This is a genomic window from Flammeovirga kamogawensis (assembly GCF_018736065.1).
Classification (GTDB): Bacteria; Bacteroidota; Bacteroidia; order Cytophagales; family Flammeovirgaceae; genus Flammeovirga; species Flammeovirga kamogawensis.
In genome coordinates this window covers 542,555-558,442 of record NZ_CP076130.1, presented here as the reverse complement: position 1 = coordinate 558,442, position 15,888 = coordinate 542,555, and the positions used below count along the sequence as shown (strand labels likewise).

The 15,888-nt window shown below is 34.8% G+C and carries 9 protein-coding genes; all 9 read left to right on the top strand.

Annotated features, from left to right (window positions below):
* Positions 1-177: 177 nt before the first annotated feature.
* The 9 genes from KM029_RS26245 to KM029_RS26205 all read left to right on the top strand — a co-directional run bounded on the left by KM029_RS26245 (position 178) and on the right by KM029_RS26205 (position 15,865).
* On the top strand, positions 178-906 hold the full coding sequence (locus tag KM029_RS26245) for a GntR family transcriptional regulator (protein WP_144076934.1): 729 nt from the start codon (positions 178-180) through the stop codon (positions 904-906).
* 52 nt (positions 907-958) lie between these two features.
* Positions 959-3,619: an ROK family protein gene (locus tag KM029_RS26240; RefSeq protein ID WP_144076932.1), complete on the top strand. Its 2,661-nt coding sequence runs from the start codon at positions 959-961 to the stop codon at positions 3,617-3,619.
* A gap of 4 nt (positions 3,620-3,623) precedes the next feature.
* The gene (locus KM029_RS26235; protein WP_144076930.1) at positions 3,624-4,991 is read left to right on the top strand and encodes a sugar porter family MFS transporter; all 1,368 of its coding nucleotides are present in this window, start codon (positions 3,624-3,626) and stop codon (positions 4,989-4,991) included.
* 42 nt (positions 4,992-5,033) lie between these two features.
* Entirely contained in the window at positions 5,034-6,320 is a 1,287-nt protein-coding gene (locus KM029_RS26230; protein WP_144076928.1) for a glucosidase family protein, read from the top strand.
* 59 nt (positions 6,321-6,379) lie between these two features.
* Positions 6,380-8,701: a GH92 family glycosyl hydrolase gene (locus tag KM029_RS26225; protein WP_144076927.1), complete on the top strand. Its 2,322-nt coding sequence runs from the start codon at positions 6,380-6,382 to the stop codon at positions 8,699-8,701.
* A gap of 184 nt (positions 8,702-8,885) precedes the next feature.
* Positions 8,886-9,425 carry an RNA polymerase sigma factor gene (locus KM029_RS26220; RefSeq protein WP_144076925.1) on the top strand — a complete coding sequence of 180 codons (540 nt, stop codon included), beginning with the start codon at positions 8,886-8,888 and terminating at the stop codon, positions 9,423-9,425.
* 147 nt (positions 9,426-9,572) lie between these two features.
* Positions 9,573-10,670, top strand: a complete 1,098-nt coding sequence (locus KM029_RS26215; RefSeq protein WP_144076924.1) for a FecR family protein — start codon at positions 9,573-9,575, stop codon at positions 10,668-10,670.
* 181 nt (positions 10,671-10,851) lie between these two features.
* Complete coding sequence (locus KM029_RS26210; RefSeq protein ID WP_144076922.1) at positions 10,852-14,244, top strand: SusC/RagA family TonB-linked outer membrane protein; 3,393 nt, start codon at positions 10,852-10,854, stop codon at positions 14,242-14,244.
* A 13-nt stretch (positions 14,245-14,257) separates the two neighbouring features.
* The gene (locus KM029_RS26205) at positions 14,258-15,865 is read left to right on the top strand and encodes a SusD/RagB family nutrient-binding outer membrane lipoprotein (RefSeq protein ID WP_144076920.1); all 1,608 of its coding nucleotides are present in this window, start codon (positions 14,258-14,260) and stop codon (positions 15,863-15,865) included.
* The last annotated feature ends 23 nt before the right edge of the window (positions 15,866-15,888 follow it).

Sequence of the window (15,888 nt, the reverse complement as noted above, 5' to 3'; positions counted from 1 at the left end):
AAATCAGAAAAATATAGTTGATAAAAAAATATCTACATAAGAATGGACGATGTGATTACTTTTAAATAGAGTTTTGTACAGTGTTATGTGTTAATAGTTTTTAATCATTAAACGTAGTGTTGACATTAATAAAAAACTTTTGCTGTTTTGGTATGTTCAAACATATAAACATAAAAGATGAACATAGCCATAGACCATACATCGTCAGTACCTTTCCATAAACAGATAGAAGATGTTTTAAGAACATTAATAGATTCTGGTGATTATGATAACGGAAAACTATTTCCAAAAGAGGTTGACATTAGCAATAGATTAGGCGTATCGAGAAATACAGTACGCCAAGCAATAAACACTTTGGTTGGTGAAGGTTTACTTGCAAGAAAGAAAGGAGTAGGGACAACAGTGCCTAAAAAGAAGATAGGAACAAAACTTTCTGAGTGGCATTCTTTTACTCAAGAGATGAACAATAAAGGCATTCCTTTTAAAAATTATAAGGTTGATTTATCTTTTCAAAAGGCTGATGAAAAATTGGCAAATCTTTTAAATATTGAAGTAGGCAAAGAGGTAAATCAATTAGTAAGAGTAAGAGGAGATAAAGAAACACCATTTGTCTATTTTGTTTCGTGGTTTCATCCTAAAGTACAATTTGATTCAAATGAAAAATTCGATAAACCGCTATATGATATTATTGAAGAAAAAAGCTCAATTTTCCTTACAAAATCCTCCGAAGAGTTAACCGCAATGCTAGCCGATAAAGAATTGGCAGCGTTGTTAGAAGTAGAAGAGGGTTCACCTATATTATTTAGAAAAAGAATTGTTTCGGACCCCGGTGGAAGGGTGATAGAAATTAATGAAGGGTATTACAGAGCAGATCGTTTTACCTATCAAATAGAGATTAATAAATAGATGCTTTTAAGCATTACAGTTTAAACTTAGCTAGAACTAACATCAATTAAAAATGTCTAATTTTATTTTAACAGCAGATATCGGAGGTAGCCATATTACTACAGCCATAGTAGATTTTTCTTCAAAATCAGTGCTAAAATCTACCGTTCAACATAAAGTGATTAATAGTAATACAACAAACGGAAATGCTATTATTTCTGATTGGTTAAGTGCTTTTAAAACGACTTTATCAAAACATTCAAAACCAATAGAGGGAATTGGAATAGCAATGCCTGGCCCTTTTGATTATACTTTAGGAATATCAGAAATAAAAGGCGTAGGAAAGTACGAAAGTATCTTTGGCATTAATATTAGATTGGCATTATATGCAGCATTAAAAAAGTACCTTTCAACACCCAATGATATCCAATTTATTAACGATGCAGATGCCTTTATTTTAGGGGCTGTGCATGCTAAAAATTGGGATAATGAACGTGTAGTAGGGATTACACTAGGTACCGGTTATGGATCTGGGTTTGTTGAGAATGGCAAAATGATAACTACAGGTAATGAAGTGCCCGAAGAAGGGAAATTACATTTTGTTCCTTTTAAAGAAGGGGTAAATGAGGATTATATTTCTACAAGATGGTTTACCAAAGAGTGGGAGAATAGAGCAGGAGAAAAAGTAAAAGGTGTAAAAGAAATTGTACAAGCTAACAACGAAACGTCTCAACAACTTTTTGATGAATTTGGGAATAACCTTTCTGCTACATTATCTCCTTGGTGTACAAAATTTAAGCCTACAAAAATGATTATTGGTGGGAATATCACAAAAGCATTGTCTTTGTTTGATACACCCATTAAAAATAATTTAAATATAGACGATATAGTTGCTTATGCCGATACCGAAGAGGCATCGATGCTTGGAGCAGCATCAAATTTTATAAAAACAAAATCAGCAAAAATGACAAGAAATACAAAACAGTACTTGATGCCATCATCTGTACAAAAAACGGAAAAAGGTGCTTACGATATTTATCCATCACATGCCTTAAAAGAAGGTGAAATTAAAACTGGTTACCAATCACTTGCTAAAGAATTAAAACAATATTCTACACTTTTATTAGAAGGGTATGTAGGTGTTGCATGGGAAACTGTAACTACACAATTGTTAGAAGCGTTTAAAGTTGAAGGAATTGAAAAAATACAATTTGTAAATGTCAATGCAGCTTTAAAATCAGAAGAAGAAATTGATAAAATTACTGCACCTTATTTAGGGGGCGATGATCCTATTTTTGGTAAATTATTTGAAGGGAAATTAATCGATTTTTTTGATAAGCAGAAATTAGATGCTGTTACTGTAGATAAAAATGTTTTCACCGTAATTTATGGTTGCGGAGCCTCTTTGTTAAAAGTAAAAGGAGCTAAGGTTGTTTATTTTGATGTACCTAAAAATGAAATTCAATTCCGTTCTCGTGCAGGCGGTGTGATTAATATTGGAGCAAAAGAAAGTATAGCAGCAAAGCCTCAGTACAAACGCATGTATTTTATCGATTGGGTAATTTTAAATAATCAGAAAGCTACTATTCTTCCCAAAATAGATTACATAATTGATGAGCAAAGAAGTGATGCGATTACTTGGACAGATGGGGTTTCTTTTAGAAAAGGTTTAGAAGAAATGTCTAATAATGCATTTAGAGTGAGACCTTGGTTTGAACCTGGTGCATGGGGTGGACAATGGATTAAAGAAAAAATTGGTGGATTAGCAGAAGATGTCCCCAACTACGCTTGGTCTTTTGAGTTGATTGTTCCAGAAAACGGAATTGTCTTTGAACAAGATGGTGCTTTATTAGAAGTTTCTTTTGATTTTTTAATGTATTACAATAATAAAAATATATTAGGAGAAGCAAGTAAACGTTTTGGTTATGAATTTCCCATTCGTTTTGATTTCTTAGATACTATCCAAGGAGGAAACTTATCTGTACAATGTCACCCAACGGTACCGTATATGCAAGAAAACTTTGGACATAGGTTTACGCAAGACGAAACCTATTATATGCTAGATGCCAAAGAAGATGCAAAAGTATATTTGGGTTTTCAAGAAGACATTGAACCTGAAAAATTTAGAGCTGCATTAACCCATAGTTTTGAAAACTCTGAAGAGTTAGCTATAGAAAATTATGTGCAAGTTCACCCTGCAAAAAAGCACGATTTATTCCTTATTCCTAACGGTACAATTCATTGTTCTGGAACAGACGGAATGGTGTTAGAAATTAGTGCAACACCTTATATTTTCACGTTTAAAATGTACGATTGGTTACGTCTAGATTTAGATGGAAAACCAAGACCAATGAACATTGAACGTGGTATGGAAAACTTAAACTTTGACCGTAAAGGAGCAAAAGTTCAGGAAGAATTAATTTCTACGCCAGAAGTTTTAAAAGAAGGAAAAGATTATAAAGTAGTTAATCTGCCAACACATAAAGAGCACTTTTATGCTATCGAACGTTTTGAATTCGATCACGGAATAGAAGTACAATTAAATAACCAATGTCATGTAATGAGTTTGGTAGAAGGGCAATCGATTACCGTAGAGACAAACGGAAACTCTTTTGATATAAATTATGCAGAAACGTTTGTTGTTCCGGCAGCAAGCGGATCGTATAAACTGATTAATACATCTGGTAGACGCGTAAAAGTGATTAACTCTTATGTAAAATCTGAAGAATGCTAAAGCTATGAATGCAAAAGTAATCTTTATTACATTCGTTGCCGCTTTGGCAGGTTTGCTTTTCGGGTTTGATACTGCTGTAATTTCTGGCACAATCCCGTTGGTTAAAGAACAATATGAACTAACAGCTGCCCTTACAGGGTGGTTTGTTAGTTCTGCATTGGTCGGCTCTATTTTAGGAGTCAGTTGCTCAGGGTATTTGGGCGATAAACTAGGTAGAAAATATCTATTAATGGTAGCTGCAGGGCTGTTTTTAGTGTCTGCAATTGGGTGTGCTTTTTCGATGTCTCTATTTGGGTTAATTTTATACAGAATTTTAGGTGGCATCGCAATCGGTTTAGCTTCTATGGTTGCACCGTTGTACATAAGCGAGATCTCGCCGAAAGCATACAGAGGTCGTTTAGTTACCATCTACCAATTGGCCATTACTTTAGGTATTTTAGGAGCGTATTTTTCTAACAATTATATCCAAGTTTACGCAAAGGAATTTGCCCTTGTTTCAGGCTTTTTTGGTGATGAAATATGGAGAGGAATGTTTGCAGTAGAAGTTATTCCTGCTGGTTTATTTCTTTTAGGGTTGATTGTAGTACCTAAAAGTCCAAGGTGGTTAGCATTACATGGAGAACGTTTAAAAGCACAACAAATTTCTAAAGAATTAGCCATTGATTTTGATGATAAAGAAGAGGACAACAAAGAGGTTCATTTGAAAACGCTCTTTACAGGAGCACTTAAAAAGCCAATGGGTATTTCTATCTTCTTGATGTTATTTTCACAATTATGTGGTATTAATGCCATTATTTATTACGGACCATCAATTCTTGCAGCTGCAGGTTTTAGCATGTCAGAATCATTGGGCGGACAAGTAACTATAGGAATTGTAAATACTCTTTTTACCTTTTTAGCTATTGCTTATATCGATAAATGGGGACGTAAACCACTCTTACTTTTAGGAGCAGTTGGCGTTACAATCGCATTACTTATTACAGGTAGTTTATTCGCCTTAAATGTGGTGAGTGGTTATTGGGTTGTAGGAAGCATTTTACTATTTATTTCTTGTTATGCCTTTTCTTTAGGACCCGTACAATTTGTGGTAGCATCAGAAGTTTTTCCAACCAATTACAGAGCCAAAGCAATGTCAATAAGTACGTTGGTTTTATGGGCAGCAAATGCAGTTGTCGGACAAGTTTTCCCGATGTTGTTAGAAGGGTTAGGAGCAGCAGCCACGTTTATTATTTTCGGAATTATCTGTATTCCATCTATCTATTTTATCAAAAAATATATTCCAGAAACAAAAGGGAAATCATTAGAAGAAATTGAAAAGCTTTGGTCATCAGCTCCACAAAAAGAGACCACAGAACTACTCGAAAAAGCCTAATAAATTACTACAAATAAATTGAAGAAACTTAAAATTATTGAAATGAAAAATTACTTACTAATCGCATTAGCAGCCTTCACTTTTGGGTGTACTGCACAATCAAAAACAAACTCACTTACAGAACAAATAGAAACTGATACTCAATTACCTCAAATTCAGGAAATGGGGTTGAAATTGTTGTCATCAGGTTTTAATGCCGGCGATGGCTATGCAGAAGTATGGATAAGGGATTTCAACACTTTTGTAACGCAATCTGCTAAAGTTGTTGACCATAAACTTATTAAAGATAACATTCTAAATTTCTTCTACATTCAAGAAGATGATGGAAATATTGCAGATGGTTTTATTACCATTAGACCCGGATATGATTCTACGTATTACAAAAAAAGTGTGCATAAACCAACATTGGCTTATCATAAAAATACAGTAGAGACAGATCAAGAGGCATCTTTAGTACAGTCTGTGTATAAATACATTAAAGCAACGGGTGATAAGTCAATTTTACAAGAAGAAGTTGTAGGTAAAAAGGTAATTCATAGACTTGAAGATGCCATGCAATTTTTACTAGACGAACGTTTTAACGAGACCTATCAATTACTTTGGGGAGCAACTACTGCAGATTGGGGAGATGTACAACCAGAACATGATTGGGGTGTTGCCCTAGATGAAAATTCACATCTTACAATAGATATTTATGACAACGCAATGTTTGTTATCGCCTTAAATAATTTAATAGAAATTGGGGGTGATGACATCAACGCTAGTAAGTGGAAAGTGGTGAGAGCTGGAATTACTAAAAATGTAGCAAAATATTTATGGGATGAGGAACGTCAGAAATACCGCCCACATGTTTACATTACAACTTCGCCCTTTCCGTCTGATTTTAACGAGGACGAAGTTTTCTATCACGGAGGTACTGCAATTGCAATCGAAGCGGGTTTCTTAACGAAAACACAAATAAAAGTGCAGTTAGATAAAATGGTGCAAAATGTGAAGGAATCTGGAGCACCGTCTATTGGTTTAACATTATATCCTGTGTATCCTGAAGGTACTTTTAAAAATACAGGAATGCACCCATATGGATACCAAAATGGAGGAGATTGGACTTGGTTTGGTGCACGTATGATTACTGAATTGGTAAAGAATGGGTATGAGCAAGAAGCATGGGAACAGGCACAGCCAATGTTTGACAGAGTACTAAAAAATAAAGGATTTTACGAGTGGTATACAAGAGATAATAAGCCAACTGGTTCTGGAATGTTTAGGGGTTCTGCAGGGGTATTATTAGATGCAATTGATGCTTTTGAAAGCTTAACTGTCAATAACTAAATTTAACTAGAAGGGTAGTGAGTTAAAGAGCTTCATTACCCTTTTTTAATACCATTACCATGCGATTGATACTTTTATTACTACTACTGCCGTGCATAGTTAATGCACAGAAAACGCCATTAGATTATGTAGACCCCAATATTGGTTCGGTACATTCTAGATGGTTTTTTTACACCCCTGCTGCTCATCCATTTGGCATGGCAAAACCAGCTCCATCAACCAATGGACAATACGGGAATAAATGGGGTTGGGAAGCCGTTGGTTACGATGGTACACATACTTCAATAGAAGGTTTTGTCAATTTCCACGAGTTCCAAGTTGGAGGTGTTTCTTTAATGCCTACCACAGGGAAGTTAGTTACTGTACCAGGTAAATTGGGTGAGGAAGATGCAGGTTACCGTTCTCGTTTTAAGAAAGAAAATGAAGTGGCTCAACCGGGGTATTATAGTGTTTTTTTGGATGATTATAAGGTGAAAGCCGAACTAACATCTACAGAAAGAGTGGCTTTTCATAGGTATACATTTGATCAAAATGAGGAAGGAAATATCCTTTTTGATATAGGCAATACACAAGGCGAAAGTGGTGCTGTTGTAGATGCATCTGTGCGTATAACCAAAGACAATAAAGTAGAAGGTTTTGTAATTACACACCCTGGTTATGCCAAGTATTATCAACCCGGAAGTTATGTGAAAATGTACTTTGTTGCCGAGTTAAATCAGCTACCCATGCGTGTAGATGCATTTAATAAAGAAACTATCCACATAGGAGAACGCTCTAGTATTGGTAAAGGGGCAGGCTTGGCATTAAAGTTCAATACATCAACTAAAAAAGACGTTGAAGTAAAAATTGGATTGTCTTACACTTCAATAGAAAATGCAGCACTTAATTTAACTACAGAAGCAAGTACTTTAAACTTTGATCAGGCCAAAGAAAAAGCACAAAATGAATGGCGTGAAAAGTTGGGGAGAATAGCCGTAAAAGGTGGGTCGGAAGAACATCTTACTAAGTTTTATACGGCATTGTATCATGCTATTTTAGGCAGAGGAATTGAAAGTGATGTGAATGGAAATTACCCATCTATTAACGGTGGAATAGGACAAATTCCTCTAGATAATGAAGGGAAACCAACTTACAACCATTACAATACAGATGCGGTTTGGGGAGCATTCTGGAACTTAACACAACTTTGGGCATTGGCGTACCCAGACTATTATAATCAGTTTATTCAGTGCCAATTGGATATTTATAAAGACGGAGGTTGGCTTGCAGATGGGGTGGCTACAAATAAGTATGTTTCTGGAGTTGGTACAAATTATATGGGACTTGTAATTGCGAGTGCTTACAATAGAGGAATCCGAGATTTTGATGTTGAAACAGCTTACAAAGCAATCTATAAAAATGAGATGGGTTGGATGAATCGCCCTTTAGGAGCTGGAAAAGCAGATACAAAAGTATGGGTAGAAAAAGGCTATGTACCTTTAACTTCTAACGAAGAGTATTATTCTGCTTCTAATGCTGATGGCTCTCAATTTTCGGCATCGCATACACTAGAGTATAGTTTTTCGGCCTATGCAGCGGCACAAATGGCTAAAGCTTTAGGTAAAAATGAAGACTATGAAATGTTTATGGAAAGAGCAAAAGGGTGGGAGAAACTATTTGATTCTTCTACTGGTTTTATTCGTCCTAAATTACCGAATGGGGAGTTTGTAGAAGAATTTGACCCTAAAAAAGTATGGACGGGTTTTCAAGAAGGTAATGCATGGCAATATACTTTTTATGTACCTCATGATGCCAAAGGCTTAATCAAAAAAATTGGAGAAGAAGAATTTAATAAACGTCTTGATGGAGTGTTTGAAACTGCTGCAATCACAAAATTTGGAGGTGGAGAAACCGTTGATGCTTTTGCAGGTTTAGAAAATGTGTATAACCATGGCAATCAACCTTCTTTGCACATTGCATGGTTGTATAATTATGCTAATCAGCCAGAAAAAACACAATATTGGGTAAGAGAAATTTGTAACGTGTTTTATGGAACAGACCAAACACACGGTTATGGTTACGGTCAGGATGAAGATCAAGGACAATTAGGAGCTTGGTATGTATTGGCCGGTATTGGTCTTTTTGATGTAGAAGGTGGCACAGGAGCTACGCCAACTTTACAGATGGCGTTACCACAATTCGAAGAAATTACTATCCGTTTAGATCAAAAATTTTATGCTGGAAAAGAGTTGAAAATACTTACGAAAGGTAATCCTACAGCACATCATTATATTAAATCTGCAAAATGGAATGGAGAAAAATTAACGAATGTCTTTCTTCCATGGATTGAAATAACAAATGGAGGTGTTTTAGAAATAAAATCATCTGCTAAGCATAAATAATTTACATGCCTTAGTGCTACAACCGATCTCGAATAATTACAATTCGAGATCGGATATCATTAATTTCTCTATATAAATACACTTGTTAAGAGTTATTATATTCTTGTTCTTATTACACTTAAGTATATTTGCACGACTTCATACTTCAGTAGAACCTAATTGGAAATATCATACTTAGACTGAATTGAAAACTGATCGAACAAATAATGAGCTACCGCAACCAGATCTTTTTTTTAAGAATTTATACAGTTCTTATTATAAAAGTATGGCAATTTATGCCTACTCAATTTTAGGTGTAAAAAGTAGCAGTAACGATGTTGTCCAAGATGTATTTTTAACCCTTTGGGAGAAAAGAGCACAGCTAGATAAAATAGATAATATTAAAGGATATTTATTTAAAGCTGTAAAATTTAAAGCACTAGATTTTTTAAGAGCACAACAAAGACAAACACAAAAACAGGCTACTGTAGAGAAAGAGTTTTACCCACAGAAAATGTACCACGAAACAAGTTTAGAGGCAGCAGAATTTGAGGAGAAAATTCAAGGGTACCTTAAAGACTTACATCCAAATTATAGACAAGCAATTATGCTATCTCGTTTTTCTGGTTTAACAAACGATCAAATAGCCGAGGTGATGAATGTATCTAAAAAGACAGTAGAAAACCACCTTTTTAGAGGACTGTCACTACTTAAAAAACAACTTTCTAAAAATATTTCAGAATAAAATTTATTTTTTATTGAAAACAACTAAAGTGTAAAATACTGATTTACAGATTTTTATGTTTTTTTATTCAACTTTATTTTAAAAAAGAACTAAAAAAATAAATTTTAAGTGAGTGTTTTACACTTTCTATTCGACTTATAAGTGAACATGGAAAAAAAAGACAAACATATAGAACAATTAATTGCAAAATCGCTTACAGAAAAACTAAGTGATGAAGAGCAAGAAACATTAAATAAGTTTCTTGAAGAGGAGGATAATAGTGAAGAATTTATTGCAATAAATACTCTATGGGATGATTTAGAACATGTTGAATTTAATGCGTTTGATAAAGATGTTGCTTGGAAACAATTTGAAACACTTAAAGCAGAAAAGAAAAGTAATGCCATTCAATTAAGGCAAACAATAATTCGTTCTATTGCAGCTGTTTTGATTTTATTTGTTGGAGTAGGCTGGTATACGTATCAAAAAACTACGCCTGTAAAAGGGGAGTTGAGTGTATGGACAACAGATGGAGGAGAAACTCTACTGGCTTTAGCTACAGAAAATGCGAAACATAGTAACGATTTAATAGAATTGGATGTTGCTAGTGTAGATCAAATAGACGGAGATGGAATAGATGAAATACATGTACCGGCAGGTAAACGTATTTCGTTAGTATTATCAGACAGTTCTAAAATCTGGTTGGCATCGGGTTCAACCTTTAAATTCCCTCGAATATTTAAAGGAGCAACAAGGGAAGTAGAAATTATTGGTAAAGCCTATTTTGAAGTACATAAAGATGTAAAGCATCCTTTTATTGTAAAAGGACAATCTAGTGATATTACTGTTTTAGGTACTGAATTTTGTGTAGACAATTCAAACCCTAAAAAAGAAATAACTACGCTTGTAGAAGGAAGTGTAGCATTAACAAAGGATGGAGAAACATTGGGTAAATTGAAACCAAATGAACAAGCTATTTTAACAAATAAGTCGGAAACAATCGAAATTACATCAGTTGATGCAAAAAGTTTTGTGGATTGGAAAGAAGGTGTCTTAAGGATTATCGATAAACCTTTTTTAGAATTTCAGCAAGATTTGGAGCAATGGTACGGTGTGAGAATTATAAACAATAATAAACAATTAGTAAAATCTAACTTTACAGGATCTTTTGATCAAAGAGATAATATTCACTCCGTTATGCAACTTTTAGAAACTTTGCAAGGAGTACATTATTACATGAAAGGAGATACTGTAATTATACATTAAATGAAGAAAACCAACATGCACATAGTTTACTGATTTAACAATTAGTAAATCACTTACACTATTAAAAAGTAGTATTTGTCTAATTATAAATGCGCGTTACTCTAGAATTAAAAACGACAAATAGACTTGAAATAGCCATAGCCTCGGAATATCATTAAACTACTAATTAATCTAATTTGAAATGAAGAAATATTACTTATCATGTCCTTTTTTGGGTAAAAAGGCAAACGGGAGAGGTATACTCTTTTCTCTCCTTTGTGCAGTACTACTATCAGTAGGAAATACAGTTTTTGCCAACGATTTTAATTTGATATTAGACAACGAAAAGCCATTGAAAGAAGCATTTGAAGAAATTGCATCGCATACTCAATATAGGTTTTTCTACAATTCTAACGAAATCAATTTATCAACTTCTATTGATTACGAATTTACAGAAGCATCTATAGATGAGGTAATGACCACTTTACTGGCATCTACCAAATTAGACTATAAAGTGATTGGAACACAAGTATTGGTTTTCCCGAAAGAAGAAGGAAAACAACCTACCAATGTTGACCAAGAAAAAACAAAAGTAAAAGGTACTGTAACCGACGAAAATGAGGTAGGTCTACCAGGTGTAAATGTTATTATTAAAGGAACAACTACGGGGGCAATTACAGATTTTGATGGTAATTATGAACTAGAAGTTGCCACTACAGACATCTTGATTTTTAGCTTTGTAGGGTACGATAATCAAGAACAAAGTGTAGGCGATAGAAGTATTATCAATGTTCAATTGGCTACTCAGGTAGACGAATTGGAAGAGGTAGTAGTGACTGCTTTTGGTATTGAAAAAGAAAAGAAATCTATTGGATATTCTGTGCAGGAAGTGAAATCTGATGAGTTAACGGATACGAGAACAACAAACGTTGGATCGAATTTATCTGGTAAAATTGCTGGTGTACAAGTAAATCCATCAGGTGGTTTAGGCGGTTCAGTTTCTGTTCGTGTGCGTGGTTCTAGTTCAATTTCTGGTAATAATGAACCTCTATGGGTTGTAGATGGTGTACCAATTAATAGCTCGTCTATGGGGCAAGTGTCTAATCCAGACGATGGACCAGAATGGGGCGGTAGAAATGCAGATGGTGGTGTTTCTGATATTAATCCAGAAGACATTGCAAATATTTCTGTACTGAAAGGACCTAACGCTGCTGCTTTATATGGTTCTAGAGCACAAAATGGTGCAATTATTATTACTACTAAAAAAGGATCAGCACAACAGGGTGTTAAGGTAGAATACAATGCAAACGTAATGTTTGAGCAAGTACAATCTTTCTACAATATGCAAGATACGTATGGCCAAGGTACAAATGGTCAGATTGACACGAATGCAATGGGTAGCTGGGGTGCACCAATGAATGGACAAATGGTACAAAGTTGGGTAGACCCTTCTTTAAAAACACCTTACCAAGCCAATCAACAATACAAAGACTTTTTTGAACTAGGGTCTACAGTATCAAACAACATTGCCGTTTCTGGTGGTAATGAATTGGCTACTTTTAGAATGTCGTTTATGGATCAGAGAGCCAACGGTATTTTTCCAAGCCAGTCTTTAAATAAAAATTCTATTGATTTTCAAGGTGGGTTAAAAACGGAGAAATTTACTTTAAATGGTAAGTTCAATTACATTAACCACAGAGAAGAAGGTACTCCAAACCAAGGGTATATTGGTACGGTAAATCAGTTTGTTCAAATGCCAAGAAGTATTCAAACAAATGATATCAAAAATAACTATATGCATCCAGTGTATGGGCATCAAGTCAATTGGTCTGGGTTGTCTTCTCAATATGTAAACCCTTATTGGCAAGATTATAATGCATCAATTAATAATGCAGAGAGAGATCGTTTTGTAACAATGGTTTCGGCAGGGTATCAATTTAATGATTGGTTAAGCTTATCTGCTAAAACAGGATTGGATTATTATTCTGAAACAAGAGAAACTAGAGATCTTCCATCGAACCAAACTATGACCGACAAGAAATATATTCTTGACAAGTACAATGTTATGGAAATGAACTCAGACATTATGATGAATGCCAATAAGCAGTTTGGAGATTGGGGTGTAAGTGCAAGTGTTGGAGCAAACAATATGCATCAGCAAAGATCAGGAATGGGTAATGAAGGTGTAGGACAAATTGTACCAGGCTTATGGTCTATTCCTAACTCAACATCAGTAATTAACAGACAAACGTATTACGAAAAAGAGATTCAGTCTGTTTTTGCTTTTGGTCAATTTAGTTTTAGAAACTACGTTTTTATTGATTGGACTGCAAGAAACGATTGGTCGTCTACACTACCAGCAGAAAATAGATCGTATTTCTACCCATCTATTGCAGGTTCTCTTGTAGTAAGTGATATGTTAGAAGATTTTGATACACAATTGCCAGAGTGGATTACTTACATGAAAGTGCGTGGTTCTTGGGCAAAAGTAGGTAACGATACGGATCCTTATATGTTGGCAGGAACGTACGGTGTACAACAAGGAGCAGGCGGACCATTAGTAGAAGCACCATTACAATTGCCATTGGAAGGTTTAAAACCAGAAGAAACTACTTCTAAAGAATTTGGTGCAGAGATGAGGTTTTTAAAGAACCGTTTATACTTTGATTTTACTATGTACCAATCCAATACATTTAATCAGATCTTAACCGTTCCTATGACTTCTTCTTCTGGGTACTCTCATAAAATTATTAATGCGGGTAATGTAGAAAACAAAGGTTTTGAATTTATGGTGAATGCAACGGTTTTAGAAAAGAGAGATTTTAAATGGGACATTGGTTTCAACTTTTCTAAAAATAGAACCTACGTAAACGAGTTGGCAGATGGAGTACAAACTTATGAAATGGCCAATGTAAACGGTGTAACTGTTGTTGCTCAAGAAGGACAAGATTATGGTAATATCCGTTCGAAAAGATCATTTGTTTACGATGAAAATGGCAATAAAATGATTGGAAACGATGGCTTGCCGATTACATCAAACGATCCGGAGATTATTGGTAATATTCAGCCCGATTATATGGGTTCTGTGAGTACTACTTTAAATTATAAAAACGTATCATTTAGAGCACAAGTTGATTTCAAAAAAGGTGGAGACATTTATTCTTACACAGATGCACTTGGTACATTACAAGGTACTGGAGAACGTACACTAAATGGACGTGATGGAAATATGGTTGTAGAAGGTGTAAATGCAGAAACTGGACAACCAAATGATGTCAAAATATCTTCTGAACAATATTGGAATCATGTAGGTGGAGCAAATGCAGTAGGTTCTGAATTTATGTACGATGCAAGCTATATTTCATTAAGAGAACTTTCTATTGGTTATAGCTTACCAAGTAAATGGATGGATAATATGTTTTTAGATAAAGTGAGAGTATCGGCAGTAGGTAGAAACTTATTCTACTTTAAAACAAACATGCCAGGTACTTCTCCAGAATCATACGCTGGCCCTACAGATGGTTATAGAGGTATTGAAATGGGTGGATATCCTATGACAAGAAACTTTGGTTTTAATGTAAATGTAGCCTTCTAAATTCGACTAAATCATGAATAAAAATATATATAAACTAATCGTAGTGTTTTTGAGTGTACTTACATTTTCGTGTACTCAGAAATTTGATGAAATGAATACCAATCCTGTAGAACCAACAGAGATTCCGCCAAGTATGGCAATTGGTAATCTATTAGTAAACGGAAACATTGCAGAATGGTCGAGATACCAGCAAGCCTATACATTGTATACAAGCTTGTATTCTCAATACTTTGCAAACACAACTAACTATTTTAACTCTGGGCGTTATATCATGAACTTGGGTTGGGTAGATTATGGTTTTTTCCGTACGCAATATTGGGAGTCTACACGTATGTATGATGACATTAAAGCGTATTCAGAAAAGTATCCAGACTTTGATAATCATTATTGGATTGCTAGAATTCAATACGAACTATCTTCTGCTAGAACAACAGACCAAATAGGTGATATGCCTTATACAGAAGGTGGAAGAGGTATTGATTATCCAAAATATGATTCTCAAGAATTTATTTACAACAGTGTACTTACAGGTTTGGATTCTGCATACGTAATGTTGGGTAATTTTACAGACCAACCTTCTTATGGTGGAGAAGATGTAATTTACAATGGTGATATCCAGAAATGGAGACAATTGGCCAACTCTTTATTATTAAGATATGCCATTCGTGTAAGTAAAGTTGATCCTGCTTTAGGTAGAAAATGGGGCACAGTGGCTTTATCAAGAGATTTGATTAACTCGAATGCTGACAATGCAACTGTGGCAACAGATCCGCATAGTTTTATGAGAGGTCATCCTTTATATGAAATTGCTTGGTGGAATGAATTCAGAATGAGTAAAACAATGCAAGATTACTTTACTGCTACAAGCACATCAGGAACAGACCCTAGAATGTATTTATACTTTGATCAGGTGAAAAAAGACGATGTAAATGCAGAGGAATTAGAGAATTATAAAAAGCTAGATCAAGAAGGTAAATTAGTAGATTTCACTTACTCCGAGTTAAAATCGGGGGTATATACTATCTCTTTTTATAAGGGAGTAGAAAATGGTTTACCTGCAGAATCAATTCCTGCAATGGGAAATAACCCTAGTGATAATTCTAATATTGGGCCAATGTTCAATAATAATTCCAGATATATGGTCATGTCTTATGCTGAAGTTTGTTTCTTGAAATCAGAAGCAGCCCTTCTTGGTTGGGGAGGCAACAGCGAAGCAGCTTATTTAGAAGGTATCCGAGCATCTTGGGAGTATGTTTCTACATTGTCAGAAACACAAAGTTTCTTATCGAGCGTAGATCCATCTAAAGTAGATATGGAAGCGTACATTACAGGCCTACCAACTTTTGCAGGACATGAATTAGAAAATATTCAGCAGCAAAAATGGCTTGCAAACTATCCTGATGGATGTGAAGGATGGGCAGAATATAGAAGAACAGGTTACCCTACATTAAATAAAGTAGTGAAAGATGATTCTGGAGTAGACCTAGGAGATGGCTTTATTAAGAAGCTACCTTACACTGAATCTGAAATAACAATTAATGCTAAAAATGCACTAGACCCAAGTAACAATCAAGGACAAGGTGAAGGGATTCACGTTCGTGTTTGGTGGGATATTGACTAATTTTAAATTGCTGAAAGCAGTGC